Annotated in this window: 23 protein-coding genes and 4 pseudogenes; 12 read left to right on the forward strand and 15 right to left on the reverse strand. The window is 72.1% G+C overall.

Annotated features, from left to right (window positions below; all coding sequences use genetic code 11):
- Window positions 1-5: 5 nt before the first annotated feature.
- Window positions 6-1,196, reverse strand: a complete 1,191-nt coding sequence (locus tag EHO50_RS37430) for a cytochrome P450 (RefSeq protein ID WP_128435853.1) — start codon at window positions 1,194-1,196, stop codon at window positions 6-8.
- A 144-nt stretch (window positions 1,197-1,340) separates the two neighbouring features.
- On the opposite strand from EHO50_RS37430, the gene EHO50_RS37435 reads away from it, so the two are divergent.
- On the forward strand, window positions 1,341-2,003 hold the full coding sequence (locus tag EHO50_RS37435; protein WP_128435855.1) for a DUF4230 domain-containing protein: 663 nt from the start codon (window positions 1,341-1,343) through the stop codon (window positions 2,001-2,003).
- A gap of 25 nt (window positions 2,004-2,028) precedes the next feature.
- Here EHO50_RS37435 and EHO50_RS37440 read toward each other — a convergent pair whose 3' ends face one another.
- From EHO50_RS37440 to EHO50_RS37465, 6 genes are read right to left on the reverse strand one after another with little or no spacing between them, the layout of a single operon-like run.
- Window positions 2,029-3,786: a complex I subunit 5 family protein gene (locus tag EHO50_RS37440; protein WP_128435857.1), complete on the reverse strand. Its 1,758-nt coding sequence runs from the start codon at window positions 3,784-3,786 to the stop codon at window positions 2,029-2,031.
- A complete protein-coding gene (locus EHO50_RS37445; protein ID WP_128436150.1) occupies window positions 3,786-4,133 on the reverse strand; it encodes a sodium:proton antiporter in 348 nt (115 codons plus the stop codon). The genes EHO50_RS37440 and EHO50_RS37445 overlap by 1 nt, the downstream gene beginning before the upstream one ends.
- 10 nt (window positions 4,134-4,143) lie before the next feature.
- A complete protein-coding gene (locus EHO50_RS37450; RefSeq protein WP_128435859.1) occupies window positions 4,144-4,884 on the reverse strand; it encodes an MnhB domain-containing protein in 741 nt (246 codons plus the stop codon).
- Entirely contained in the window at window positions 4,881-5,132 is a 252-nt protein-coding gene (locus tag EHO50_RS37455; RefSeq protein ID WP_128435861.1) for a hydrogenase subunit MbhD domain-containing protein, read from the reverse strand. The genes EHO50_RS37450 and EHO50_RS37455 overlap by 4 nt, the downstream gene beginning before the upstream one ends.
- Window positions 5,125-5,577, reverse strand: coding sequence for an MrpF/PhaF family protein (locus tag EHO50_RS37460; RefSeq protein WP_128435864.1), 453 nt, complete (start codon window positions 5,575-5,577; stop codon window positions 5,125-5,127). Before EHO50_RS37460 ends, EHO50_RS37455 begins: the two co-directional genes overlap by 8 nt.
- Window positions 5,574-5,756, reverse strand: a complete 183-nt coding sequence (locus EHO50_RS37465; protein WP_128435866.1) for a hypothetical protein — start codon at window positions 5,754-5,756, stop codon at window positions 5,574-5,576. The genes EHO50_RS37460 and EHO50_RS37465 overlap by 4 nt, the downstream gene beginning before the upstream one ends.
- Before the next feature lie 232 nt (window positions 5,757-5,988).
- Here EHO50_RS37465 and EHO50_RS37470 point away from each other — a divergent pair, with 232 nt between their 5' ends.
- Window positions 5,989-6,573, forward strand: coding sequence for a VanZ family protein (locus tag EHO50_RS37470; protein WP_164905061.1), 585 nt, complete (start codon window positions 5,989-5,991; stop codon window positions 6,571-6,573).
- Window positions 6,574-6,621: 48 nt separating this feature from the next.
- Here EHO50_RS37470 and EHO50_RS37475 read toward each other — a convergent pair whose 3' ends face one another.
- Window positions 6,622-7,449, reverse strand: a complete 828-nt coding sequence (locus EHO50_RS37475) for a class I SAM-dependent methyltransferase (RefSeq protein WP_128435869.1) — start codon at window positions 7,447-7,449, stop codon at window positions 6,622-6,624.
- 69 nt (window positions 7,450-7,518) lie between these two features.
- Complete coding sequence (locus EHO50_RS37480) at window positions 7,519-8,295, reverse strand: sulfite exporter TauE/SafE family protein (protein WP_128435872.1); 777 nt, start codon at window positions 8,293-8,295, stop codon at window positions 7,519-7,521.
- Window positions 8,296-8,494: 199 nt separating this feature from the next.
- Between EHO50_RS37480 and EHO50_RS37485 the strand changes: the two genes are divergently transcribed.
- Window positions 8,495-9,733 (forward strand): ricin-type beta-trefoil lectin domain protein, encoded by a 1,239-nt coding sequence (locus tag EHO50_RS37485; RefSeq protein ID WP_128436155.1) that lies wholly within the window; start codon window positions 8,495-8,497, stop codon window positions 9,731-9,733.
- 9 nt (window positions 9,734-9,742) lie between these two features.
- Here the strand turns inward: EHO50_RS37485 and EHO50_RS37490 are convergent, their stop codons facing one another.
- Entirely contained in the window at window positions 9,743-9,979 is a 237-nt protein-coding gene (locus tag EHO50_RS37490) for a hypothetical protein (protein ID WP_128435875.1), read from the reverse strand.
- A gap of 112 nt (window positions 9,980-10,091) precedes the next feature.
- Between EHO50_RS37490 and EHO50_RS37495 the strand changes: the two genes are divergently transcribed.
- The 5 genes from EHO50_RS37495 to EHO50_RS37515 all read left to right on the forward strand — a co-directional run bounded on the left by EHO50_RS37495 (window position 10,092) and on the right by EHO50_RS37515 (window position 15,486).
- Window positions 10,092-11,132 (forward strand): PHP domain-containing protein, encoded by a 1,041-nt coding sequence (locus tag EHO50_RS37495; protein WP_128435877.1) that lies wholly within the window; start codon window positions 10,092-10,094, stop codon window positions 11,130-11,132.
- Window positions 11,133-11,186: 54 nt separating this feature from the next.
- Entirely contained in the window at window positions 11,187-11,876 is a 690-nt protein-coding gene (locus EHO50_RS37500; protein WP_128435880.1) for an HAD family hydrolase, read from the forward strand.
- A complete protein-coding gene (locus tag EHO50_RS37505) occupies window positions 11,873-13,111 on the forward strand; it encodes an FUSC family protein (RefSeq protein ID WP_128435883.1) in 1,239 nt (412 codons plus the stop codon). Before EHO50_RS37500 ends, EHO50_RS37505 begins: the two co-directional genes overlap by 4 nt.
- Window positions 13,112-13,404: 293 nt before the next feature.
- Window positions 13,405-14,367 carry an SDR family NAD(P)-dependent oxidoreductase gene (locus EHO50_RS37510; protein ID WP_128435885.1) on the forward strand — a complete coding sequence of 321 codons (963 nt, stop codon included), beginning with the start codon at window positions 13,405-13,407 and terminating at the stop codon, window positions 14,365-14,367.
- A gap of 90 nt (window positions 14,368-14,457) precedes the next feature.
- Window positions 14,458-15,486 carry an SDR family oxidoreductase gene (locus EHO50_RS37515; RefSeq protein WP_128435888.1) on the forward strand — a complete coding sequence of 343 codons (1,029 nt, stop codon included), beginning with the start codon at window positions 14,458-14,460 and terminating at the stop codon, window positions 15,484-15,486.
- Between the two features lie 28 nt (window positions 15,487-15,514).
- Here the strand turns inward: EHO50_RS37515 and EHO50_RS37520 are convergent, their stop codons facing one another.
- From EHO50_RS37520 to EHO50_RS37535, 4 genes and pseudogenes are all read right to left on the reverse strand, one after another.
- Window positions 15,515-15,772: a hypothetical protein gene (locus EHO50_RS37520; protein ID WP_128435890.1), complete on the reverse strand. Its 258-nt coding sequence runs from the start codon at window positions 15,770-15,772 to the stop codon at window positions 15,515-15,517.
- A gap of 72 nt (window positions 15,773-15,844) precedes the next feature.
- A complete protein-coding gene (locus EHO50_RS37525; protein WP_128435893.1) occupies window positions 15,845-17,134 on the reverse strand; it encodes an ROK family transcriptional regulator in 1,290 nt (429 codons plus the stop codon).
- A gap of 59 nt (window positions 17,135-17,193) precedes the next feature.
- Window positions 17,194-18,159, reverse strand: a complete 966-nt coding sequence (locus EHO50_RS37530; protein WP_128435896.1) for a phosphotransferase family protein — start codon at window positions 18,157-18,159, stop codon at window positions 17,194-17,196.
- A 29-nt stretch (window positions 18,160-18,188) separates the two neighbouring features.
- A pseudogene (locus EHO50_RS37535) lies at window positions 18,189-20,531 on the reverse strand (cytochrome P450); the annotation flags it as partial.
- A gap of 9 nt (window positions 20,532-20,540) precedes the next feature.
- Between EHO50_RS37535 and EHO50_RS37540 the strand changes: the two are divergent.
- Window positions 20,541-20,783: pseudogene (locus EHO50_RS37540) on the forward strand (LuxR C-terminal-related transcriptional regulator); the annotation flags it as partial.
- On the opposite strand, the pseudogene EHO50_RS37545 reads toward EHO50_RS37540, so the two are convergent.
- Window positions 20,714-21,636, reverse strand: a pseudogene (locus EHO50_RS37545) (DUF3626 domain-containing protein). The pseudogenes EHO50_RS37540 and EHO50_RS37545 sit on opposite strands and share 70 nt — an antisense overlap.
- 97 nt (window positions 21,637-21,733) lie before the next feature.
- Between EHO50_RS37545 and EHO50_RS37550 the strand changes: the two are divergent.
- The 3 genes and pseudogenes from EHO50_RS37550 (at window position 21,734) to EHO50_RS37560 (ending at window position 24,839) form a co-directional block, all read left to right on the forward strand.
- The gene (locus EHO50_RS37550; protein WP_128435899.1) at window positions 21,734-22,228 is read left to right on the forward strand and encodes an FBP domain-containing protein; all 495 of its coding nucleotides are present in this window, start codon (window positions 21,734-21,736) and stop codon (window positions 22,226-22,228) included.
- Between the two features lie 253 nt (window positions 22,229-22,481).
- Window positions 22,482-23,735, forward strand: coding sequence for an FUSC family protein (locus EHO50_RS37555; protein WP_128435902.1), 1,254 nt, complete (start codon window positions 22,482-22,484; stop codon window positions 23,733-23,735).
- A gap of 46 nt (window positions 23,736-23,781) precedes the next feature.
- Window positions 23,782-24,839: pseudogene (locus EHO50_RS37560) on the forward strand (hypothetical protein).
- The last annotated feature ends 78 nt before the right edge of the window (window positions 24,840-24,917 follow it).

The raw sequence follows: 24,917 nt of genomic DNA on the forward strand, positions 1-24,917 counted from the left end.
TTGCCTCACCAGGACACGGGCAACCGGAGCGGGCTCCGCGTCATCTGCCCCTCCCGCCACTCGATGGTCTCGGGCGTGAACTCGGCACGCAGGCGTGGGAAGCGGGTGGCGAGGCGGTGCAGGGCGAGTTCGAGTTCCAGGCGGGCGAGCCAGGCGCCCAGGCAGTGGTGAGGTCCGGCGCCGAAGGCGATGCTGGGCGAGGTCAGGGGTGCGAAGAGGTCGGGTTCGCCGGGCGGGAAGACCTCGGGGTCGCGGCCGGCGGAGTTGGTCTGGACGGCGACCACGCTGCCCGCCGGGATCATCACCCCACCAACCTCGGTGTCCTCGACGGCGCGGCGGATCAGCCCGGGCAGGACGCGGCCCTCGCTGAGCGGGATGGTGCGCAGCAGCTGTTCGGCCGCGGTGGCCGCCGCCTCCGCGTCCTTGGCGAGCCCCGGCCAGGCGGCCTGTCCGTCGGTGAGGAGGTAGACGACGGCGTTGCCGAGGGCCGTCATGGTGGTCTCGTGCCCGGCGACGACCAGCCCGCAGACCAGGGTGACCAGCCGGCGCTCGTCGATGCCGAGCTCGTCGCCCGCCGCGACCAGCCCGCTGACCAGGTCGTCGCCGGGTGACGTCCGCCGTTCGGCCACCAGTCGGCCGGCGAACTCACCGAACTCCCGCATCGCCAGGCCGACTTCCTCGGCGGTGTGGGCGCCGCCGGACAGGGCGTGGTCGGCCCAGTGCCGGATGCGCTCGCGGTCCACGTGCTCCAGCCCCATCAGTCGGCAGATCACCGCGACGGGCAGCGGCCGCGTGAACCCCTCGATGATGTCGGCGGGCCGGTTCCGTTCGGCGAGGTCGTCCAGGAGAGCCTCGACCACCGAGGCCACCCAAGGCCGCCAGCGTGCGATCGCCCGGGGCGTGAAGGCCCGCTGCACGGTGCCGCGCAGCACCTGGTGGGCGGCACCGTCCTGGTTGAGGAGCCCGTCGGGCGAGTCGAGCAGGTTCGGTACGACGAGCAGGGGCGGGGCGTCCGCCGTATGCAGCGAACTCCTGTTGAACCGCGGGTCCATGAGCACCTGCCGTACCTCGGCGTACCGGGTCACGAGCCACACCGGGGTGCCCGTGGCGAGGGTGCCGAGCCGGGGCGGTCCGGGCTCGGGGAGGCTGATGCGGTGCATGGGGCGAAGCGGCCGGGAGGTGCTGTCTGCGCTCATCCGGGTCTCCAGACGCGCCGGTACGGACGGTTCCCCACGCTAGTGCGCCGCCCGTGCCCCAGTCAGGGGCGGCAATTGGCCAACGGACAGGTCTTGCAAGGGATTTGGGGGTACTTGGTTGAACAGGGAAGGAGGAACGTCGACATGACGACTCCCATCAAGCGCATCAACAAACGCATGCCCGGCTGGGCGAAGGTGGTGAGCGCCCTGATCCTGGTGCTCGTCGTCTTCTTCGCCGGGATTCGACTGAGCGTGATCCCCGGCCTCAAGGACCTGTTCGGCACCGAGACCAACGACCGTTCGGGTCCCGCGCTGCTGCAGTCCATCCAGGACATGAGCCGCTACGACGCCGCCTCCGGCAACTTCCAGATCGTCGTGGATCTGGAGAAGGACGCCAAGTTCCTGCCCGACGCGATCCGCGGCACCCGCACGCTGTACGTCGGCGCGGGCACCGTGGACGCCTATGTCGACCTCGGAAAGGTCGGTGAGGACGACGTCACGGTCAACGACGACCGTACGTCCGCCACGCTCCGCCTGCCGCACGCCGCCCTCGGCAAACCGTCCCTGGACCCCGACCGCTCCTACGCCGTGTCCAAGGAGCGCGGTCTCCTCGACCGCCTCGGCGATCTCTTCTCGGACAACCCGAACAGCGAACAGGCCGTGCAGAAGCTGGCGGTGAAGCACATCGGCGAGGCGGCCAAGGAGAGCAGGCTGACCGCACGTGCCGAGACCAACACCACCGACATGCTCGAAGGCCTGCTCCGCTCCCTCGGCTTCAAGGAGGTGAAGGTGACGTACGGGGTCTGATCCGCTGTGATCGGCCGCGACTCCCCTACGACAGCAGGCCCGGCAGGGCCAGCGCGCCGAGCACGGCGGCGCCCACCAGCACCCAGGCCACGTAGTCCCCGACGTGCCCGGACTGCAGGCGCCGCAGCGGCCGTGCCCGGTCCGGGGCGGTGAGCAGCCCCGGCCGGGTGACGGCCAGGGCCGCGAGGCCCAGGGCCAGCACGGTCGAGGTGAGGTCCAGCAGCACACCGGCCGGGCTCCAGTGCGGTGCGGGCACCACGGCACCGCCGGACCCGGTCTCGTTGACGGCGTGCGCCACGGCCTCGGCGAAGCCGGGGGCCACGCCGACGGCGAGCGAGCCGGCGAGCAGCAGGGCGGGGACCGCGGTCATGGTGTCGGGGATCCGGCTGAGCCGATGCCGGGTCTCGGGCCGCTCGCCGCCGGTCGTCTCGTACTCGGTGTCCTCCTCGGGAGTGGGGCCGAACCCGAGGAACACCCGGGCGGCGACCCGCAGGACCGCCCCGGCGGTGACCGCCGTCACGGCGACGTACAGCACGGCGAGCGGACCGCCCACGGCCTCCTCCGCGACGGCCTTCCCGAACGACGTCCCGAACGGCGGGAGTCCGGCGAGCGCGAGTCCGGCCACCGTGAACAGGACGGCGACACCGCGCAGCTCCCGGGCCCGGCCGTGCAGCGCATGTTCGTCGACGCTGCCGTACCGGTCGAGCAGGATGCCCGTGCAGGCGAACAGCGCGGCCTTCACTCCGGCGTGTCCGAGGACGTACAGGGCGACCCCGTCGTCGGCCTCCGGTGTCAGTACGCCGATGCCGATCAGGAACAGCCCGGTGTGCGCGACCGTCGAGCACGCCAGCAGCCGTTTGATGTGCCGCTGGTACCAGCACATGACCGCGCCGATCAGCGCCGTCACGCAGCCGAGCACGACGAGCACCCGCTCCAGGTCGGCCGCCGGGATCCCGCCGGGTCCGGCGAAGACGGTGCCGTACACGCGCCAGACGCCGTACACGCCGAGTTCGACCATGGCGCCCGACAGCAGCATGCACACGGGGGTGGGGGCGACGGCGTGTGCGTCCGGGAGCCAGAAGTGGAAGGGCACGGCCGCCGCCTTGACCAGCAGGCCGGTCAGGACGAGGACGAAGGCGGCGAGGACCAGCGCGTCCGGCGGCCCGTGCGCGTCGAGGCCGCGGCCGATCTGCGTCATGGCGAGCTCGCCGGTGCGGGCGTAGAGCAGGGCGATGCCCATCAGCATGGCGTACGCGCCGAGCGAGGTGACCACCCCGAAGCTCAGCGCGCCCTGCACGGCCTTGGCCTCCTCGACGCGGTGGCCGGTCAACGCGTAGGCGACGACGCTCATCAGCTCGAACCACACGAACGCGTTGAACAGATCGCCCGCGATCGCGAATCCGCACATACCCGCCTGGAACAGCAGCATCAGCGCGGGAAACGAACCGGCGTGCCGGCGCGGGGGCTCCTCGAAGTAGTGCCAGGAGTACGCCAGGGCCGCGAGGGTCAGCAGGGAGGCCAGCGCCGCCATGCCGAGCCCCGCGCCGTCCCCGACCAGGACGATGCCGACGCTGCGGCCCTCGACGGGTGTCCAGCCGCCGACCCATTCGGCCATCGGCGGCGAGGAGTTCAGCAGCAGCACGATCGCGAGCCCGGCCGTGCCCGCCGAGACGGCACAGCCCACGGACTCGGCGACGACGCGGGGCAGGCGGCGTCCGCCGGCGACCAGGAGGGCGGCGCCGAGGAGCGGTACGGCGACGAGCAGCGGCAGCAGGTCGTCCATCAGCCGCGCAGCTCGGTCAGTTCGTCGGGGTCGACCGTGCCGTGCCGCTTGGAGACCTGGATGACGAGCGCGAGGAGGAGGGCGGTGACGGTGGCGCCTACGACGACGTCGGTCAGGGCGAGGGCCTGGACCACCGGGTCGACGACCGGGCGCGAGCCGGGCTCGATGTCGGAGTAGACGGGGGCGGTGGCGTCGTCGCGGTAGCCGACGGCCAACAGCAGGACGTAGGTGGCGGACTGGCAGACGGACAGACAGCCGACGGCGTGGATCAGATTGCGGCTGGTGGCGAGGCCGTAGCAGCCGACCAGGAAGATCCATACGGCGACGAGGTAGGGCAGGACATCCATCACGGCGCTCTCACTTCCCGCTCTCCTCCTCGATCTCGACGGCCTGGTCCAGGAAGCGGGCGAGCAGCACGACGACCGCGCAGGCGACCTCCATGCCGACGGCCGCGTTCAGCAGCGGCACGGTGCCACCGGAGGACAGCGTGTTGAACGTGCCGTACGGCAGCAGGGTGTTGGCGAGGAACGCGGCGGAACCGATGAGGCCCGCGAGGCCGGTGATGAGGTAGGCGGAGGCGGAGAGGGCGTCGCCGACCTCGTACATGCCGACCGGGCGGATGCGTTCCAGGGCGCGGTAGTCGGCCCCCAGGTACAGCAGGTGCAGGGAGGTCGCGGCGACGACGCCGCCCTGGAAGCCGCCGCCGGGGCTGAGCTGGCCGTGCGCGATGACGTACAGGCCGGTGACCAGGGCGACCGGCAGGACGATCAGGGCGTATCGGCGTACGGGCCGGGCCACGTCGGCGGGTTCGGGCCGGGCGCGGTGCTCGTCGCGGGTCTGGCGCAGCAGGACGACGCAGCCGACGACGGCCGCGAACAGGATGGTCATCTCGCCGAGGGTGTCGAAGGCGCGCTGGTCGAAGTTGACGGAGGCGATGGTGTTGGCGGTCTGCCGGGCGAGGGAAGCGGCCACCGCGCGGTCACCGTACGGGTGGCTGTCGCCGCCGAAGTCCGGCAGCCGCAGACAGGCGGCGACGAGGAGCGCGGCGATGCCGGCGCCGCCGACGAGGACGAGCAGGAGCCGGGTGCGCGGGGTCATCGCTCACGCCCCTTGCGCCGCTTGACCTTGCGGACGGACAGGAGCAGCAGCAGCGGGGTGAGGGCACCGCCGACCGCCAGCTGCGACAGGGCGACATCGGGGGCCTGCACCGCGGTGAACAGCACGGCGAGTACGACACCCAGGACGGCCAGCACGAGGGCCTGGCGCGCGGGGTCGCGGACGGCTACCGCCACGGTCGCACAGCCGGCGACGAGCACCAGCGCGACGACGATCACCGCGTCAGCCACCGCGCACCTCCGCGAAACCGCCGGACAGCGCGTGCGAGGCGACGACGTTCCCGCCGATCAGGATTGCGCCCGTGAGCAGGATCTTCACCAGCTCACGGCTCGGTCCGACCGCCACGCACAGCGCCAGGACCACCGCTGCGACCAGACCCGCGGCCGCCCAGGTCAGGCCCCAGGCGCGCGGCGGGTCGGCGGCCAGTTCGTCAGTCAGCAGGCGGGCGAAGACGAGGGTGCCGACCGGGCCGAGAAGCGCGAGCACCAGGGCGACATCGACGTACGACGGCCGCTCGTACCCCTGGGCGAGCAGGAGCAGTCCGGGGCAGGCCAGGGCGGTGGACAGGTTCTGGGCCACGACCCGGCGACGCAGCGGTCCGGTGGCGACGCCCCAGAGGGTGGCGCCCACTCCCCCGCCGAGTACGACGGTCCCCGCGAGGAGCCAGCTGTTCATCGTCCGGTCACCGCCCGGCGTGCGGCGACGGCCGCGAGCGCCGCCACGCCGGCGACGGCCGCGCCGACGGCGAGCTCCAGGGTGTCCACGGCAGTGATGAGGACCAGCCACAGCACGGCGAGCGCGGCCCACCAGGCCAGGAACTCGGCCGTGGCGAGAAGCGTCGTACGCCGGTCCATACGCCACCTCCGCGGGCCAGAGTCCGTTATTTCCGTTACTTCGGTTCCGCGTCATCCAAACACCACCCTGGGTGACAGGGGCGGCGGCACGCGCGGGTCTTCGGCCGGAGTGCCCCGACAGCATGAAGGGAAACCGCGGGCGGCCATGACCGAGAGCGGCACAGGCGGCATCTCATCGGGGTAGCGGGGTAATCCCCTTACTACAAACGGAAGTTGAAGACTGGAGGACCGCATGGCCCGTGGAACCCCACGTTCGCGTGCCGCGATACGCCCCGGCACTTCCAAGACCACAGCCGCCACCAAGTCCGAGCGCGCCGCCAAGTCCCGGCGCGCCCCGCGATCCAGGCAGAACCCCCTGCGCTTTCTCGCCCGTCTCCTGGCGATGCTGTGCGCGTTCGCGTTCATGGTCGCCTTCGCCGTCGTCCTGGCGAAGCTCACCCTGGAGCCCTCCCCCGCCTCGGAGGCGCTCACCCACACCAACCTGCGTCCGGGCCGCTCCCTGCGGGCCTATCTGGACCAGCCCGAACTGCGCGACGCCGTCCGGCAGATCGGCGGGAATCTGCTGCTGGGCGTTCCGTTCGGCATCCTGGTCCCCGTGGTCGCCCCACGGACGCGCGGCGTGCTGCGCGTTCTTCTGCTGACGGCGACCGTCATGCTTCTCGTCGAGTTCGCTCAGGGCGCGATGGTGACGGGGCGCGCCTTCGACATCGACGACGTCATCCTCAACACCACCGGGGCCCTGATCGGCTACCTCCTGCTGGGCCGACGGCTGAGCCGCGCGGTGCACGCCCGGGGGTCGCGTTCCGACTCGGCCTAGGGACTGTCGGACGGGTCGCCGGTGAGCCGACGGGTGACTCAGCCGCTCCTACTGAAGGGAAGGGGCCGTTCGTGACACCCGCAGTTCCGTGAGATACCGCTTGGTGACCTGGCCTCCGTATCGCCGGTCGACCAGCCTGGCGATGCACTCCAGCAGTCCCTCCCTGGCCTCGGGCGGCAGCGCCCGGTGGCCGGAGTAGGTCCGCAGCACCTGGAGGTACTCCGCCGTGGTGTAGGTCAGGTCCCACTCGTAACGCCGGAAGACGACAGGGCCGAATCGGCCGCTGCGTGCGACCTCGTCCGCGTGATCCGAGGTGTCGATGTCCTCTGCGGCAGGAGGCCGTAGCCCCGCAGGGGTGGCCGGATCGAAACGCTCGTAGCAGTTCTGAACCTCGATGAAGAACTCTTCGCTGCCGCCCGCCACATGCTGCGTGGCGACCACGGCGAGGGCGCCACCGGGCCGCAGCGCGTCGGCGGCTCTTGCCATCCGCACCGCCGGATCGATCCAGTGGAACGCCGTCGCCGAGACGACCGCGTCGAACGGCTCCTTCGGCAACGGCCACGTCTCGAAGTCGGCCGTCACGATCTCCACCGTTTCGAACCCGGCGAGGTTGCGCCGGGCGACGGCGGCCATGGCCGCGCCCAGCTCGACGGCCGTGATCCGGCAACCGCGCTCGGCGAGCGGCACGGTTGCCTTGCCGGTGCCCGCCCCGACCTCGAGGACGCGACAGCCGGGGCCGATGCCGGCCACGTCGGTGAGGTCGTCGAACAGTTCTGGCGGATATCCGGGTCTGGCGCGGTCGTACAACTCCGCGTCCTCGTCGAAGGTCCGGCTCAGGTGGACACGGCGCCTTTCCTCGGGTGTGTCGTCACGCATGGCAGCACCCTAGGGGGTGTCACGCGTGTCGTCAGCGGTCCGTGGGCCTGCCGCCCTTGCTGCCACCGCCTAGCGCAGCACCAGCTGGACGATGGCCGCCGTGCCGACCACCACGATGAGCGTGCGCAGGGCGGAAGGGCGCAGCCGGCGGCCGGTCGTGGCTCCGAGGTGGCCGCCGACTGCGGATCCGGCCGCGAGGAGAGCGACGGATGTCCAGTCGAAGTCCGCGACGACGAGGAAGAACAGCGCGGCGACGGAGTTGACCAGGGCGACGAGCACGTTCTTGACGGCGGTGAGGCGTTGCAGGCTGTCGTCGAGGAGCATGCCCATCAGGGCAACGTAGATGATGCCCTGGGCAGCGGCGAAGTAGCCTGCGTAGACGCTGGCCAGGGTCAGTCCGACGAGCAGCAGGGGGCCACCGTCGGAGCGTGCGGATCGCCCCTTGCGTGCCCGGCGACTGCGTAGCTTCCTGCTGATCAGCGGTTGGAGAACGACCAGTACGAGGGCGAGCCCGACCAGGGCCGGCACGATCCGTTCGAACGCCGAGGCGGGCAGCGCCAGCAGCAGCGTGGCTCCGGTGAGTCCGCCGAGCAGGGCGCCGGCGCCCCACTTCAGGATGCGCCGGCGCTGACCGCGCAGTTCCCCGCGATATCCGATGGCTCCGCTGATCGAGCCGGGGATCAGGCCGAGCGCGTTGGAGACCGTGGCGGTGACGGGCGGCAGGCCGGTCGCGAGGAGGACCGGAAAGGTGATCAGCGTCCCCGAGCCGACGACGGCGTTGACGGCACCGGCCGCTACGCCCGCGCCCAGGACGGCGAGCAGCTCACCGATGTGTGCGGCGTTCATGGCGAGAAGCCTAGAAACCGAACACTTCGGCAGCGGACGAATCATGCCGATGCGGGGACGATCACACACGCTCAACTTCTGGTCTGTACCAAGGTATTGACGGCCCCTTATCTCACTCCTTAAATCAAGTGGCGACACCTTCACCCCCCACCTCGCTCGGCGCACCCGTCCACCGGGGCGTCGTACGGAAGGGAGCATGATGGCCGCCCCACGCCTGCTCCGCACGTGTCTCCTGGCCGCTCTGTCGGCCGTCCTGGTCGCGTCCGCCGCGATCGGCCCCGCTCAGGCGGAACCACCGGAGCCGACGGACGTCTCGGCCGCCGCCGTCACGTTCTCCGACAGCTTCGACGGACCCGCGGGCGCCGCGGTCGACTCCTCGAAGTGGCAGATCGAGACCGGCGACAACGTCAACAACCACGAACGGCAGTACTACACCTCGGGCAACAAGAACGCTGCGCTGGACGGCCAGGGCCACCTGGTGATCACTGCCCGGCGCGAGAACCCCGCCAACTACCAGTGCTGGTACGGAACTTGCCAGTACACCTCGGCCCGGCTGAACACCGCCGGGAAGTTCACCGCCCAGTACGGGCATGTCGAGGCGCGGCTGAAGGTCCCGCGCGGGCAGGGCATGTGGCCCGCGTTCTGGATGCTCGGCACCCCGGTGAACTGGCCGGACTCGGGCGAGATCGACATCATGGAGAACGTCGGCTTCGAGCCCTCGACCGTGCACGGCACCCTCCACGGCCCCGGCTACTCCGGGTCGGGCGGCATAGGGGCCGCCTACTCGCTCCCGAACGGGCAGGCCTTCGCCGACGCCTTCCACACCTTCGCCATCGACTGGGCGCCCGACTCGATCACCTGGTCCGTGGACGGCAACGTCTACCAGCGCCGCACCCCCGCCGACCTGGGCGGGCGGACCTGGGTGTTCAACAAGCCGTACTTCCTGATCCTGAACCTCGCGGTCGGCGGCTACTGGCCCGGCGACCCGGACGGATCCACGGTGTTTCCGCAGCAGCTGGTCGTGGACCACGTCTCGGTGACGACCGGCGACTCGGCCGGCGGCACAGCGATCAGGGGCCTGGCCGGGAAGTGTGTGGACGTGGCCGGGGCTAACCCCGCCAACGGCACACCCGTACAGCTCTACGACTGCAACGGCTCCGCCGCCCAGCAGTGGACCGCCGGCGCCGACGGCACGCTCCGGGCACTCGGCAAGTGCCTGGACGTGACGGGCAACGGCACCGCGGACGGCTCGACCGTCCAGCTGTGGGACTGCACCGGCGGCCCCAACCAGAGATGGACCGTCTCCGCGGCGCGCGACATCGTCAACCCGCAGGCCGGCAAGTGCCTCGACGCGACCGGCAACAACTCGGCCAACGGCACCCGGCTGCAGATCTGGACCTGCACGGGCGGCGCCAACCAGAAGTGGACGGTCGGCTGACCCGGCCGGCTAGTGGTGGTGCCAGGTGAACTTGTCTCCGCCGACCCAGCGGACCACGTCCGGGTCATCCAGGTCATGGACGGTGATGCCGAAGGCGGCGGCGGCCTCCAGGACATCGGTGACGGTTTTCGCCTGACCGACGACCTCGCCGTCGATCTCCAGGATGCGGAACGGAGGCGTGCCCGGCTGAACCCCGAGCACCATGATCCGCGGGTTTGAAATGTACGGGCTGGCGCTTTCGGTCATGCATAGAGCGTAGAGCGCAATCCGCGTCGACGAATCCTCCAGGTCACCCACGAATCCGTCCGCCGTCGTGCGGGGGCGGCAGCGCCGGGGAACCCTGGAGGGGGAGGTGGCGATGGATCCCGTCGAGGCGCTGAACCGGATCGCCTTTCTGCTGGAGCGGTCGCTGGCGCCGACATATCGCGTACGTGCCTTCCGTACGGCCGCCCGGGTGCTGGCCGAGCTGCCCGAGGACGAGGTACGGGCCCGGGGCGAAGCCGGAACGCTGGAGTCGCTCCGGGGCGTCGGTCCGAAGACGGCCCAGGTGGTGCGCGAGGCGCTGGCCGGTCAGGTGCCGGCCTATCTGACGGATCTGGAGGGCAGGCCCGCGGCTGCCGCACCGCCCGAGAGCGGCCGCGAGTTGTGGGAGCTGCTGCGCGGGGACTGCCACCTGCACTCCGACTGGTCCGACGGCGGCAGCCCGATCGAGGAGATGGGCCGGACGGCGGCCGAGCTCGGCCATGAGTGGGCGGCGCTCACCGACCACTCCCCGCGGCTGACCGTCGCCCGCGGGCTGTCGGCCGACCGGCTGCGCGAGCAGCTCGAGGTGGTGGCGGAGCTGAACACGACGTGGGCGCCGTTCCGGCTGCTCACCGGCATCGAGTGCGACATCCTCGAGGACGGTTCGCTCGACCAGGAACCGGAGCTGCTGGAGCGGCTCGACGTCGTGGTGGTGTCCGTGCACTCCAAGCTGCGCATGGAAGCCGGCGCGATGACCCGCCGCATGGTCGCCGCCGTACGCGATCCGCACGCGGACGTTCTGGGGCACTGCACGGGCAGGCTGGTGACCGGGCGGGGGCGGCCCGAGTCGGAGTTCGACGCGGACGAGGTGTTCGCCGCGTGCGCCGAGTCCGGTACGGCGGTGGAGATCAACAGCCGGCCCGAGCGGCTCGACCCGCCCCGGCGGCTGCTGCGCCGGGCCGTGGCCGCGGGCGTGCTGTTCTCCATCGACACCGACGCGCATGCGCCCGGTCAGCTGGACTGGCAGCGGTACGGCTGTGCACGGGCGCAGGAGTGCGCGGTGCCCGCCGAGCGGGTGGTCACCACCTGGAGCGTGGACGAGCTGCTGGCCTGGACCCACGAGGGCAGGACACCGTCCCGCGTGGCGGACGCCTGACGTGGTACTCGTGCGGCAGGAGAGGAAACGGCCCGGACCAGGAAGGGGCGGCACATGGAACGGTCGGCTGTGTTCGATGTCGACGGAACCCTCGTCGACACCAACCACCTCCACGTCACGACCTGGTGGGAAGCCTTCCGGCAGGCCGGGCACCAGGTGCCGATGCACGCCGTCCACCGCGCCGTCGGACTCAGCTCCACCGACCTGATCGCCCACCTCCTCGGCGACGACCGGGACAAGGACCAGGACGCCGAGCTGAGCGCCGCCCACAAGGCCCTGTACGGGCAGTACTTCGACCGGCTGCCCCCGCTGCGGGACGCGGGCCGGCTGCTGCGGCGCCTGGACCGCAACGGCTGGCGAGTCGTCCTCGCGACCTCGGCCGGGGGCGCGGAGCTGTCCGCGCTGCGTCGGGCGATCTCCGCGGACGACGCGATCACCGCCACCGCGAGCGCCGACGACGTCGAGGAGGGCAAGCCGGCACCGGAGCCCGTCGAGCACGCCCTGGAACTGGCCGGGGTGCCCGCCGAGCGCGCGGTCTTCGTCGGCGACACCGTCTGGGACATGCGGGCCGGCAGCCGGGCCGGCGTGCGCTGTGTGGGCGTCCTGTGCGGCGGCATCCCCCGCGCCGACCTGCTCGACGCGGGCGCCCAGGCGGTCTACGAAGATCCGGCCCACCTGCTGGCGGCCCTGGCGGACAGCCCCTTGGCCGATGTGCCGGGCGGCACGGACCCGCACACCGGATGACCCGTGTGACCGATGGGGTGCGACGGCCTGCGCGCCGGGGCACCCGGGCGGTGGAATCGGTACGACAGCGGGCACTCGAGGGCGCCCGCACGACCGACGCGCTACGGCGGGAAGCGTATGCCGTCGGCAGGGCCACCCGGGCCGCGTGGTGCGGGCCGGGCCGGGAGCGGGACCTTGTCGTGCAGTCGCTCAAGGCGGCGGCCGCGGCACTGCTCGCCTGGCTCGTGGGGAGCGTGTGGCTGGGCGATCCGATGGCCCTGATGGCGTCCTGGGTGGCGCTGATCCTGGTGCAGGCGACCGTGTACAGCTCGCTGCTGCAGGCCGCCCAGCAATTCGCGGCGATCTGCGCAGGGACCGTGCTGGCGTCGGCCGCACTGGCGGCCACCGGCAGCACCCTGGGTGCGCTGGCCCTGACGGTCCCCCTGCTGATGCTGCTGGCCAACTGGCCGCGCTTCGGCGACCAGGGCGTCTTCGGCGCGACCACCGCGCTGTTCACCCTGGCCACGGGCGCGGCCGGGGCGTCCGCCGTCGGGCACCGGGTGGGACAGGCCGCTCTGGGCGCGGTGATCGGGGTCGCCGTCAACGCGCTCGTGCTCCCGCCGATCCATCTGCGGGACGTACGGGAGAACCTCGCGGCGCTGGCCCGGGAGGCGGGGGACCTCCTGCACACCGTGGCCGACGATCTGCGGGACACCGAATGGAACGCGCAGAGCGCGGCGGGCTGGTCGAGTGCCTCGGCGCGTCTGGAGCACCGGCTGGAGGCGCTGCGATCGGCGCGTGGCTGGAGTCGGGAGAGCCTGCGACTGACCGCCGGACCGCTGCGTGCGGTCCGGCGTCCTGCTGCGCCGGCGCCGCCGGAGGAGGAGGACGAACGCTGGAGCCGGGTCACCGGGCACATCAGGGCGCTCACCCGGACCCTGGCCGTCGCGGCCGACGAAGGCCGCACGCCTCTTCCGCCCGGCGGGCGGGCGCTGCGGGTGTACGCCCGGCTGCTGGAGCTGATCGGCGACGCCTGCCACACGGAGAGCCGCCGACTGCTGGGTGCCGACGGTGAGGCCGGTCCGGACGGCCGGGGCGAGGCCGAGGCCGCGATGGTTCGGCTGCACCAGGAGTTGCAGGACTGGCTGCGGGAGCACGCCGGGCAGGGGGCGGCCCGGACGACGGTTCTCGGGACCCTGCTGTTGCAGGCCGAGAACGTGTGGAGCGAGACCGTTCCGGCAGGTCAGCGGGGGTGACACAGATCACCCCAAATCATCCCCTGCGCTGGAACACCAAACGGTCGTTGCCCGTTGAACAACGCGTGGGTGCGGATGGGACAGTGTCCCCGGGCCTCACCTTTTGCCCACAGGGACGATCGTTCGGCTGAAGCCCTGTGGAGCCTTTCGCCGAGAGGCGACCGCCATCCGCACCCACACCCTTGACCGCCCCGACCGGAACTCCCCCGTCCGGTCGGGGCTTTCTGCTGTTCGGGCGGGTGCCCACGGGTCGGCTTGACTTCGAGAGCACTCCAATTCGTAGCGTTCCCGGCATGAGCACTGCACAGCACAAGATCGGCTCCGGCTTCGGCGCCACGAGCACCGCCGACGACGTCCTGCACGGCATCGACCTGTCCGGGAAGCTCGCCATCGTCACGGGCGGGTACTCGGGCCTCGGCCTGGAGACCACCCGGGCGCTCACCAAGGCCGGCGCCCATGTCGTCGTCCCCGCCCGTCGCAGGGCCACCGCCGAGGAGGCGCTTTCCGGCCTCAGCGATGCCGAGGTGGACGAGCTGGATCTCGGAGACCTGGAGAGCGTGCGCGGCTTCGCCGAGCGGTTCCTCGCCTCCGGCCGCACGGTCGACTTCGTGATCGACAACGCCGGGATCATGGCCTGCCCCGAGACCCGGGTGGGGCCCGGCTGGGAGGCGCAGTTCGCGACCAACCACCTCGGTCACTTCGCCCTGGTCAACCGCCTGTGGCCGGCGATCGAGCCGGGCGGCGCCCGCGTCGTCTCGGTGTCCTCGCGGGCCCACCACTTCTCCGGGATGCGCTGGGACGACGTCCACTGGCGGCAGGGCTACGACAAGTGGGAGGCGTACGGACAGGCGAAGACGGCCAACGTCCTGTTCGCCGTCCACCTCGACAAGCTCGGCGCCGACCGCGGTGTACGGGCCTTCTCGCTCCACCCGGGCGGCATCCTCACCCCGTTGCAGCGCCACCTCCCGAAGGAGGAGATGGTGGAGCGCGGCTGGATCGACGAACAGGGCAACCCGCTGAACCCGGAGGGCTTCAAGAGCCCGGCGCAGGGCGCGGCCACGCAGGTGTGGGCGGCGACCTCCCCCCAGCTGGACGGCATGGGCGGTGTCTATCTGGAGGACTGCGACATCGCCGAGCCCGCTGGCGACGGGGACGAGCGCAGTGGCGTCAAGGACTGGGCGATCGATCCGGAGCAGGCCGCGCGGCTGTGGCAGTTGTCGGCGGAGCTGACGGGTGTGAACGCGTTCGCCGCGTAGCGCGTGGGCGGAGCGGGCGTGCGGAGCGTGCGGGCGCCTCGGAAGGGGGTACTCGGACGCTCCCGTCCCCACCTTCGTGAGGAGCCGCAGGTGAGCAGCGAACCGGCCCGCAGGATCGTGGTCACCGGCGCCACGGGCAACGTCGGCACGAGCGTGGTAAGGCTTCTCTCGGAGGATCCGGAGGTCGGCTCCGTGCTGGGGCTGGCCCGCAGGATCCCCGACTGGTCGCCGCCGAAGACGGACTGGGCGGTGGTCGACCTGGCGTCCGAGCAGGCAGATCTGGCGAGCATGTTCAGGGGTGCCGACGCCGTCATCCATCTGGCCTGGGCGTTCCAGCCCACGCACGATCCGGCCGTGACCTGGCGGACGAACGTACTGGGCAGCATTCAGGTCTTCGATGCGGTGGCCGCGGCAAAGGTCCCCGTGCTGGTGCACGCGTCGTCCGTCGGCGCGTACTCGCCGGGGCCGAAGGACGACGCCGTGGACGAGTCGTGGCCGACACACGGCTGGCCCGACGCCGCGTACTGCCGGGAGAAGGCCTACCTGGAGCGGGCGCTGGACACCTTCGACCGGTCCCATCCCAGGTTGCGGGTGGTGCGGATGCGGCCGGCGTTCCTGTTCAAGCGGGAGTCGGCGAGCGAGCAGCGCCGTATCTTCGGCGGCCGCTTCCTGCCGGGGCCGCTGGCCCGCCCGCAGCTGCTGCCGTTCCTGCCGGACATCCCGGGGCTGCGGGTGCAGGCCCTGCACACGGACGACGCGGCCAAGGCCTATCAGCTCGCCGTGCAGTCCGATGTCCGCGGCGCGTTCAACCTCGCGGCCGATCCCCCTCTCGACGCGGCTCTGCTGGGCGAGATGTTCGGCGCCCGCCCGGTCCGGCTCCCGCGTCCGGCGGCCCGCTCGGCGATCGCCGCCGCGTGGGGGCTGCACCTGCTGCCCGCTTCCCCGCACCTGTTCGACGCGGTGCTCAGGCTGCCGCTGATGGACTGCACGCGCGCGCGTACGGAACTGGGCTGGCGCCCGGAACACTCCGCGCCCGAGGTGCTGGAGGAGTTTCTGCAGGGCCTGCGGCGCGGCGAGGGTGCGCCGACGGAGCCGATGCGGGGCCGCAAGGTGGGCTGACCCGCGCCCTGCCCACCCGCGACCTGTCTCAGCCGGACGGCTCTTGAGGTTCCGGATGTTCCGTGTGGACCGTGCCCGCCCGGGCTGCACCCTGTCGGCCCGTGCCCGCCTCGTCCGTGTCGGGGACGTCGTCCGCTTCGGTGCTGTCGTCCGCGGGCTCGACGGGCACCTCCCACGGGTCCTCCGCCGGGTTCGCCTGCTGGTCCGGCAGATCCCGCGGCACGGGCTCGTCGGCCTTGTCGGGCTCGTCGGCCTTGTCCGGCGTGGTGTGACGGTTGTCGGCCATGGTGCACCTCCCTCGCGTCGTCCAAGGTCGTTCGTGAGCCCCGCGAGTACCGTTCCCACCACCGGCGAAACCTCAGGGCGCCACCCGCTGCGCCAGGGCCGTGCGCCAGGCGGTCGACGGGGCCTCGGGAGCGGGCTCGGCGCGGCGGCCGCCGCGTGCGAAGAAGTCGGCGAGCGGCAGGATCGCGGCGCCCACGGTGACCGCGTCCGGCCCGAGCCTGCCCAGGTCGACGGTGACTTTCCGGGCCGGATGCCGCAGGGCGTACGAGGCAGCGTGCCGGCGTACGGCGGGCAGGAGGTGGGCGCCGATCCGCAGGCCCGCCCAGCCGCCGATCAGGATGCGCTCGGGCTGGAAGAGGTTGATCAGGTCGGACAGGCCCGCGCCCACGTACTCGGCCGCCTCCTCCAGTACGGCGAGCGCCACCCGGTCGGCGGCACCGCCCTCGGGCGGATACGCGCCGGCCAGCATGGCCGCCAGCGCGGTCTCCTCGTCGGCGCCTTCCGGCGCGCTCCCGCCTTCCTCGCACCAGCGTTCCAGCAGCGACTCGGCGCCCGCGTACGCCTCCAGGCAGCCGAGCGCTCCGCAGCGGCAGCGGCGCCCCCTGACCCGCACCGTCAGATGCCCCCATTCCACTGCCCGCCCGTGCTCCGCCTCGGGGGTGACCAGACAGGCGCCGACGCCGGAGCCGAACAGCACGACGACCGCGCTGCGGGCGCCGCGTCCGCCGCCGAACCACATCTCGGCCTGGCCGAGGGTGCGCGCGCCGTTGTCGATGAAGTACGGGACGGTGTCGGGGAGTTCGGAGCCGTCGCGCAGGAGCTGCTCCAGCGGTACCGCGTCCCAGCCGATCGTCTGCCCGTGCACCAGGGCACCGAGCCGCGGCGTGTGCTCGACGATCCCGGGGACGCCGATGCCGACGCCGAGGAGCCGTTCGGGACCGATGCCGGCGCCCGCGAGCACCTCGGCGATGCCGTCGCGCACATGGCCGACGATGCCTTCGACCTCGTACCGCTGCCGCGCCAAAGGCCGTTCGGCGCGGGCGAGTTCGGTGAGGGTCAGGTCGAACAGCCCGATCCGCACCCGGGTCTCGCCGACGTCGACGCCGATCATGTGACCGCTGCCGGGAGCCACGCGCAACAGGATGCGGGGGCGGCCGCCGTCGGAGTCGACGCTGCCGGCCTCCTCGACCAGGCCGTCGGCGATCAGCTCGGCGACGACGTTGCTGATGGAACCGGAGCTGAGCCCGGTCGCAGGGCCGAGTTCGAAGCGGCTGAGGGGGCCGTCGAAGTAGAGGCGCTGCAGCACGGCCGTACGGTTGCCCCGTCTGAGGTCCCGTACCGTGCGCCCGTTCCGCCCCGCCATGCGGCTCCCTTCGGACCTGCCCTGTTCCTCACCCTGTTCGAACCGTCCCCCATTGTGAACTACGACGTCAGGTCCTCGATCTCGGCCAGTGCGGCCAGCAGTTCCGGAGCGACCGTCTCCTGGACCCAGCGGTCTTGTGCGGCGTCGACCGCCCGGGGGACGGTCTCGGTGAGCATGATCAGGTAGAGGTAGGAGCGGTAGAGGGCCAGGCGGAGCCGGGCTGCCGCGTCGAAGCCGGCCCGCCCTCCGGCCTCCCGGTAGCCCGCCAGGAACGCCTCATCCTTCCTGATGTCCCCGAGCAGCGCCAGCGAGACGAAGTCGGCCAGCGGGTCGCCCCAGAACATGCGCTCCCCGTCGATGAGCCCGCCGATCCGGGGCTGACCCGACGCACGGTCCACCAGGATGTTGCCCTGCCACAGGTCGAAGTGGACCAGACAGGGGACGGTGACCTCGTCGAGGGCGTCGTAGGCGGCTTCCAGGTTGCGGGCGACGGCGTCGGCGGGGCGCGGCAGCCGGGCGCAGTAGCGGCGAGCGTCGTCGAGGACGGCGTCGAGCATTCCCGTGAACGCGGTGCGCCAGTCGGGGGCGAGCGGGCCGAGGGCACCGGACGGATAGCCGAAGCCGCCCCGCCCGGTGACGGCGTGCAGCCGGGCGACCTGACGGCCCAACTCCGTGCGCAGGACGGTCTGTTCCGTGTCCGTGAGTGAGCCGTTCCAGGGGTCGCCCGGGCAGGCGGTCATCAGGAGATGGCTCCCGAGGGTCACCACACGCGGCGCCGCTACGTCCGCCTCCGCGGCCGCACGGTAGAACTCGGCCTCGGACACGAGGAGTTCACTCTCGTACGTCATGCCCGGGAGGGTCGAGGCGGGCGGCACCTTCAGCACATAGCGACGGCCGTCGACGAGGACCAGCTCCTCGACCGTGTTGTACGTGCCGCCCGACAGCGGGCGCAGGTGGGCGAGGTGGCCCGGCTCAAGACCAGCCGCGTCCAAGGCCTGCCGGGCCCGTTCCCAGGAGTCCACCACCGTGCGCCCACCCCTCTTGTCTTCTTCGGTCAGCCGGCCGCGTACACGTCCTCGACGTAACGACCGTCCGCGATCAGCCCGTCGAGCCACCGCTCGGCCGCCCCGTCGTCGGCGCCCGGCGTGCGCTCCCGGTACAGCGTACGAAACGCCTCCCGTACGCCCGGCGCCATCCGCGAACCATCGCCGCAGACGTACACCCGGGCGCCCGCGCTCAGCAGCCCCCACACCTCGTCGGCCTCGGCGGCGATGCGGTGCTGGACGAAGGTCACGCCGTCCTGCGGGGCGGCGCTGAAGGCCGGGCGGAGCGAGACCGCGCCGGCGGCCTCGGCGGTGCGCAGTTCGTCGGCGTGCAGGAAGTCGGCGTCGGGGGCGTCGCAGCCGAAGTAACAGAGGGCGGGGGCGAGTTCGGCGCCCGCCGCTCGTGCCGCCGTACGGTCTGCGACGGCCCCGCGGAACGGTGCGAGGCCCGTGCCCGCGGCGACCATGACGACCGGTGTGGAGCCGTCGATCCGGAAGGCCTCCCGGCACGGCTGGACGCGGGCGTACACGGTGTCCCCGGGCCGGACGGTCGTGAGGTGTCCGGATCCGGTGCCGCGGTAGACGCCCTTGCCCGAGCGGGCCGGGGCCTGAAGCAGGGACACCATCAGGTCCGCGTGGCCGGGGTCGACGGCGGGCGAGGAGGAGATGGAGTAGTGGCGGGGGCGCAGCGGGGTGAGGAGGTCGAGCAGCGTCGGCCAGTCCAGGGCGCCGCGCAGGGCCGGGTGGTCCTCGATCACCTCGATCAGGGTGCGCGGGTCGTCGGTCAGGTTCGCCGGCGCCATGCGCTCCGGCGGGCAGGGGTTGGCGGCGGCGAGCGCGGACAGCTGGGCGGCGCTCGGGCGCTCCTGCAACTCGACGTGGTGGGTGAGGAGTTGGCGTGCCGTCAGGGGCCGGTCCACCGCGAGGCCGTCCCGGCGGGGACGGGTGGCCCGGATGTCGAGGACGGTGTCGAGGTCGACGCCGAGCGCGGTGGCGGCTCGCTCGACCAGTGCCGGCGCGTTGACGGGCAGCACGGTGAGGTGGTCGGCGGTGCGGTAGGTGACGCCTTCCGGCAGGGCCAGGCGGACGAAGCGCTTGCGGCGGGGGTGGCCCGGGGCGGTGAGGTCGTAGGCCTCGGTGACCGTCATGGGGACGAGGCCGTGGCGTTCGGCGAGGGCGTCCAGGGGGCCGCCGGTCAGGGTGCGGACTTCGTACGCGGTCGTGGGCTCGTCGTCGGCCGGGGCGGTGGCGTCCGGGTCGCCGTACTGCTCCAGCAGCGCCGTGCGGAGCCTGACCGTGAAGTTGCGTACCGCGCCGGTCAGATCGCCGGAGGCGTCGGCGGCGGCGCGGTCGATCAGGCGGGTGGCACCGAGTTCGGCGAGGCGGTCGTCGAAGCGGGTCGGTACGTGCTGGTAGGTGGCGGCCCAGTTGCGGTCGCCGACGCCGAGGACGGCGTAGGTGACGTCACCGGCATGGGAGGCCTCCTCCAGCCAGGCGGCGAAGGCGGTGGCGTCGTCGGTGGGGCGGCCGTTGTAGGAGGCGGCGGTGATCACGACCGGGTGGTCGGTGGGGAGGCGACCGGCGTACTCGTCGAGCGGCGCCACCTGCGTCTCGCAGCCGACGGCGGCAGCCTCGTCGGCCAGCTGGGCGGCGTAGTCGCGGCAAGTGCCGTAGTTGCTGCCGTGCAGGAACAGGGCCCTGGTGCCGGGGCGGACGCGGGCGGGGAGGGCAGCCGTGTCGGACACGGCTTCCGTGGCCGCGGGGGCGGCGCCGGGCAGCGGGGGGTGCACGTGGTCGGCGGGGGTGCGCGGGGTCAGGGTGAGGGTGAAGCCGTCGGGCTTGAGGGTGAGGGTCTCCTTGATGGTGAGGCGGTAGTCGGCGTGGTCGTGCAGCCGGTAGCGGTGGACCAGCATGGCGAGCAGCATGGTCGCCTCGTGCAGCGCGAACTGCCGCCCGATGCAGGCGCGTTCACCGGTGCCGAACGGCTTGAACGCGTGCACCGAGCGCGGCGCCTCGGCCTCGGGCGTGAAACGGGTGGGGTCGAACAGCTCGGGGTTGTCACCCCAGACCGGCTGCCGGTGCAGCATCGGCGCGAGGACGGTGACGAACTGCCCGGCACGCAGCGGGATCCGGCCGCCGAGCATCGTGTCCTGGAGGGCGTGACGGCTGAAGGCGGCGGCCGTGGGCCACAGCCGCAGCGCCTCGTTGAGGACCTGGCGGGTGTACGTCAGCTTGCCGACCTCGTCGTACGTCGGCTCGACGTCGGCCCGGTCGCCCCACAGCTCGTCGACCTCGCGCTGCACGAGCTGGAGCGCGGCCGGGTGCTTGGCGAGGTAGTACAGCGCGAAGCTTATGAGCGCAGGCCTGTGGCGGTGACGCCGGTGGAGGCAGGCATCCTGGCGCTGCTCGCCGGGGGCGCCAGCACCGCCCGGGCCGCCCGGGAGACCGGCCTCACCGTGGACGGCGTCAACTACCACCTGCGGCGCCTGTCGGCACGGTGGAGCGCGGCGAACCGTACGGAACTGGTCGCCCGCGCCTATGCGCTGGGCGTGCTCGCCGCCGGGGTGTGGCCGCCGAGGCCGGCCGCCTCGGCGGAACCCGAGTAGGCGGTCCCGGCACCCTCGGGCGCACCGAAACGAGCCAGGGTGTGCCACACCATCTTCAGGTCCTGGAGCTCATGACGGCCGGTCCGCGACGCATCCCCGATCACGCGCGGGTCGACATGCCCGTCCTCGGCGATGCGGGCGCCCAGGTCGGCGTACTCGTGGCCGCGATAGTCGGCGTGGCGGTGCAGGTCGGCCACGGTGAGCCGGTAGCCGGGGTGCCACTCGACCGGGAACGGGAGCAGCCGGGCCGCGGTCTCGACGGGTGTGCCCCGGTAGCTCGCGTCCAGGACGATCGCCTCCACGTCGCGGGCGAGGACGACCCCGCCGTGGACCTGTGCCTCGATGTAGTCGTTGAGGGCGTCCTGTTCGTCGGCCTCGGCGAGCGCGAGGAGCTGCATGCCGGAGGCGACGCCGAAGTCGGTCGGCTCGGCCGCGCTGTCGGGATAGCAGAAGGTGGCGCGGGCGAGTGCCGCGCCGGTCAGCCGAAAGTGCGAGGAACCGAACCGCGGGGCGGCGCCCACCACCTGCCGCCGGAAGTTCAGCGCGCCGTACACCGGCCGCTCGTGCCCGGCCGCGTCGTCGTAACCCCGCCGAAGATCCGGCTCTCCCAGCGCCGGCGATCGCCGCCGGGGTGCGCTGTGAGCCCGCCGTTGCTGGTGCCGGTGACGAACTGCGAGTGGTACGAGCCGTCCTCGGCCAGCGCGCGCAGGATCGGCAGGCCCCGCACCAGCCGGTCCGGGTGGAAGTTGAGGGTGATGCGCACGTTGGGGTCGAGGGACGGCCCCGAGGAAAAGGCTGCGACATGTCGCAGGGCACGCCGGGCCCGAGGTGACCCGACAGGGCCGAAATTCACTGGCTCCCCTTCATCAAGCTTCCTACCCTAGCCATGAACCTAGGGGCTCTAGGTTTTACTGATCGACCCAACGCCCGTACACCCCCGGAGGCTCCCCATGAAGCCGCTCACCGAGCAGGACATCCGCAACTCTTTCATCAACTGCTCGAAAGGGGAGGCCAAGCGCCTGTCCGTACCCCGCGATCTCGGCGAACGCCCTTGGGACGATCTCGACTTCCTCGGTTGGCGGGATCCGGGGGCACCCGACCGCAGTTATCTGGTCACCGAGCGGGAGGGGCGGATCGTGGGCGTGACGCTGCGCTTCCCGTCCTCGCAGCGCGGAATCCTGCACCGCAGCATGTGTTCGCTCTGTCTGACGACCCATCCGGGCGGCGGCGTTTCGTTGATGACGGCACGAAAGGCCGGCACCGCCGGCCGAGAGGGCAACTCGGTCGGTGTGTACATGTGTACCGACCTGGCCTGTTCCCTCTATGTGCGCGGCAAGAAGGTCCCGCAGAGCACGCTCCGGATGGAGGAAACCCTCACTCTTGATGAACAGATCGCCCGCACGACGGGCAATCTGTCCGCTTTCCTCGACAAGCTGTACCTGTGACCGCGAGGTCGTAGCTGCGGTGCCGCTGTGGCCGGGATGCCGGTCGTCGCGGCGGCGAGGATGATGAACAGGGTCAGCACTGATCCGGTCCGATGCCGATTCATCCAAGGCTCGTGTCGACACGCGGGTGTCGACGATCACCAGCCCGGCCCCTTGCCGTACCGCCGCCGCTGCGATCAATCTGGGGTTCCTTGCGGACCGTTACGTTCCGCAAGCAGGGTGTGGGAAGCATCTGTGGAAGGAACAGCCGAGGATGCGGGACGTACGTGAGGGGACGCCGTCCCTGGAGCGGCTCGGGAAGCTGCGCCGGGACCCCGTGGTGGTCCAGACGCTGCGGTCGGCGGCCGCGGCGACGATCGCCTACGTCATCGCGCTGCGCCTGAGCCCGGAGGCCGCGCCGCTGACCGCGCCCCTGACGGCGCTGCTGGTCGTCCAGGTCACGCTGTACGCCACGCTCACCAACGGCATCCGCCGGGTGAACTCCGTGGTGGCCGGCGTGCTGGTCGCCATCGCGTTCAGCCTGCTGGTCGGCCTGACCTGGTGGAGCCTGGCGCTGCTGATCGTGGCCTCGCTGGTGGTGGGCCATCTGGTGCGGGTCGACGAGTACGTGCCCGAAGTGGCGATCAGCGCGATGCTGGTCCTCGGAGTCACCACCGTCGGGGACACGGCCTGGGCGCGGATTCTGGAGACGCTGATCGGCGCGGTGGTCGGGCTCGGCTTCAATCTGCTCCTCGCGCCGCCGGTGTGGGTGGAAGAGGCCGGGGAGTCGCTGGAGGGACTGGCCCGTCGGCTGCGGCAGTTGATGCTGCGCATCGGCGAGGAGGCCGCCGGCCACACCCCGTTCGAGCAGGCCGCGGCCCGGCTGCACGAGGCGCGCCGGCTCGACCACGACATCGTCGAGGTCGACGCGGCGCTGAAGCAGGCCGAGGACAGCCTGCGGCTCAATCCGCGCGTGCGCGACAGCCTGCTGCACCGCGTGGTGCTGCGCACCGGGCTGGACACGCTGGAGATCTGCACGGTGGTGCTGCGGGTGCTCGCGCGCACCCTCACCGACCTCGCGAAGGAGCGGGAGCCCGAGCCGCTGTTCGCGAAGGAGACGGGCGCCGTCGTGGAGCAGCTGCTGTCCGAGATCGCCGACGCGGTGGTCAGCTTCTCGGTGCTGGTCACCACCCATGTCAGCAGCAACGCCGACGCCGCGGAGTCCCGGCTGACCGCCGAGTTGCGCACGGCTGCGGGCACCCGCGACAAGCTGGCCCTGCTGCTGCGCGAGGAGGCCGAGCGCGAGGACCGGCACTGGCAGCTGCTCGGCGCCGTACTCACCGAGGTGAACCGCATCCTCGACGAGCTCGACACCGAGCACCGCTCACGCCGGCTGCTGGAGGAACTGGACCGGGTCTCGCAGGAGCAGCGCACCCGGATGCCGCGTCTGACCCGGCTGCGTGAGCGCATGGGCGTTCAGGAGCAGCTGTGGCGGAACCGTACGGGGATCAGCGGGCGTTCTTCGTGAGGGGACGCCGGGACGGGGCCGGCGCCTGAGGCGAAGGAGCTGCCCGATGGCCGACACGACCGTGCGGATCGACGGAAACACCCTGCGGCTGCCGGGCGGGGTGGCGGTGCGGTTCATCCGTACGCTGCGGCTGCCCGAGTCGGGCACGCACCCGCTGCCGCCGGGGCTCGGCGAGTTCCCGGTCCGGCGGGTGGCGGACTACGCGGACAGCGTTCCCGAGGCCTGGCGGTCACGGGGCGGCGTGATGCTGCCGGTGTATCTGCGCGAGGCGATGTGGCTGAGCTTCGGGGGCACGACGGAGCCGGCCGCGCTGCAGGTCGGGGTGGGCAAGGTGTGCGCGGTCTCGGGGAAGCCGTGGAGCGACCGGCTGTCGCGCAAGCCGCAGAACTATGTCGTGCTGCCCCGCCAGCCCTGGCTGGACGGCATCAACTCCGGGAAGGGCACGGTCCGCCAGTTCGTGGCCGTACCGCTGGGGCTGGGGGCGACCGTCGAGGGCCAGGTGACCGGCGAGGAGGTCTGGGGCGGCGTACAGCTGCAGTCGTTCGCGCTGAAGGAGCCGCAGCTGGCCAGATGGCGTGAGGAGGAGCGGCGCCGGGCGGAGCAGGCGCGGGCGATGCCCCAGTACGGCGGCTACGGCGGCGCCATGCCCATGGCGGCACCGGCCCCCCAGGGCGCGGTCCCGGCCCCCGCCGCCGCTCCGGCGGGTCGGCCTCCGCGGGCCGCCGCGGCGATGGGGCTGGGCGTCGGCGGTTCGATGCGCCAGGAGGTCTACGAGGACGACCGGCCGCTTTCGGACTGGTCGAAGCGCCCCGCGGCCGGGTCTTCGTCCATCTCGTGACGCCGCCGGAGTGGCGCCGCATCACCGGCGAGGCTCCCCCGCCGTCGCCGGTGGACCGGGCGGCGTACACGCGCGCGGGGCTGCCGTGGTTCGACTACTACGACCAGGACGCCGAGGATCTCGCCCCCACGGACACGCTGGAGTCGGTGAAGCCGGTCGGCGACTGGCTCGGCGACGACCACGAACCCTGGCAGGCACCCTCGCCTGGCCAGGTGACGCCGCTCAAGGACGCCCAGGGCAAGCCGGTGGCGGACGGCGACTGGTAGACGGCGCGAGGCACCCGCAGGGCTCGGCACTCCGAGCCCAGCACTACCACTCATTGCACCCTGCGCAACACTCGTTGC

It is taken from the genome of Streptomyces cyaneus (assembly GCF_004028635.1).
Lineage (GTDB): Bacteria > Actinomycetota > Actinomycetes > Streptomycetales > Streptomycetaceae > Streptomyces > Streptomyces cyaneus.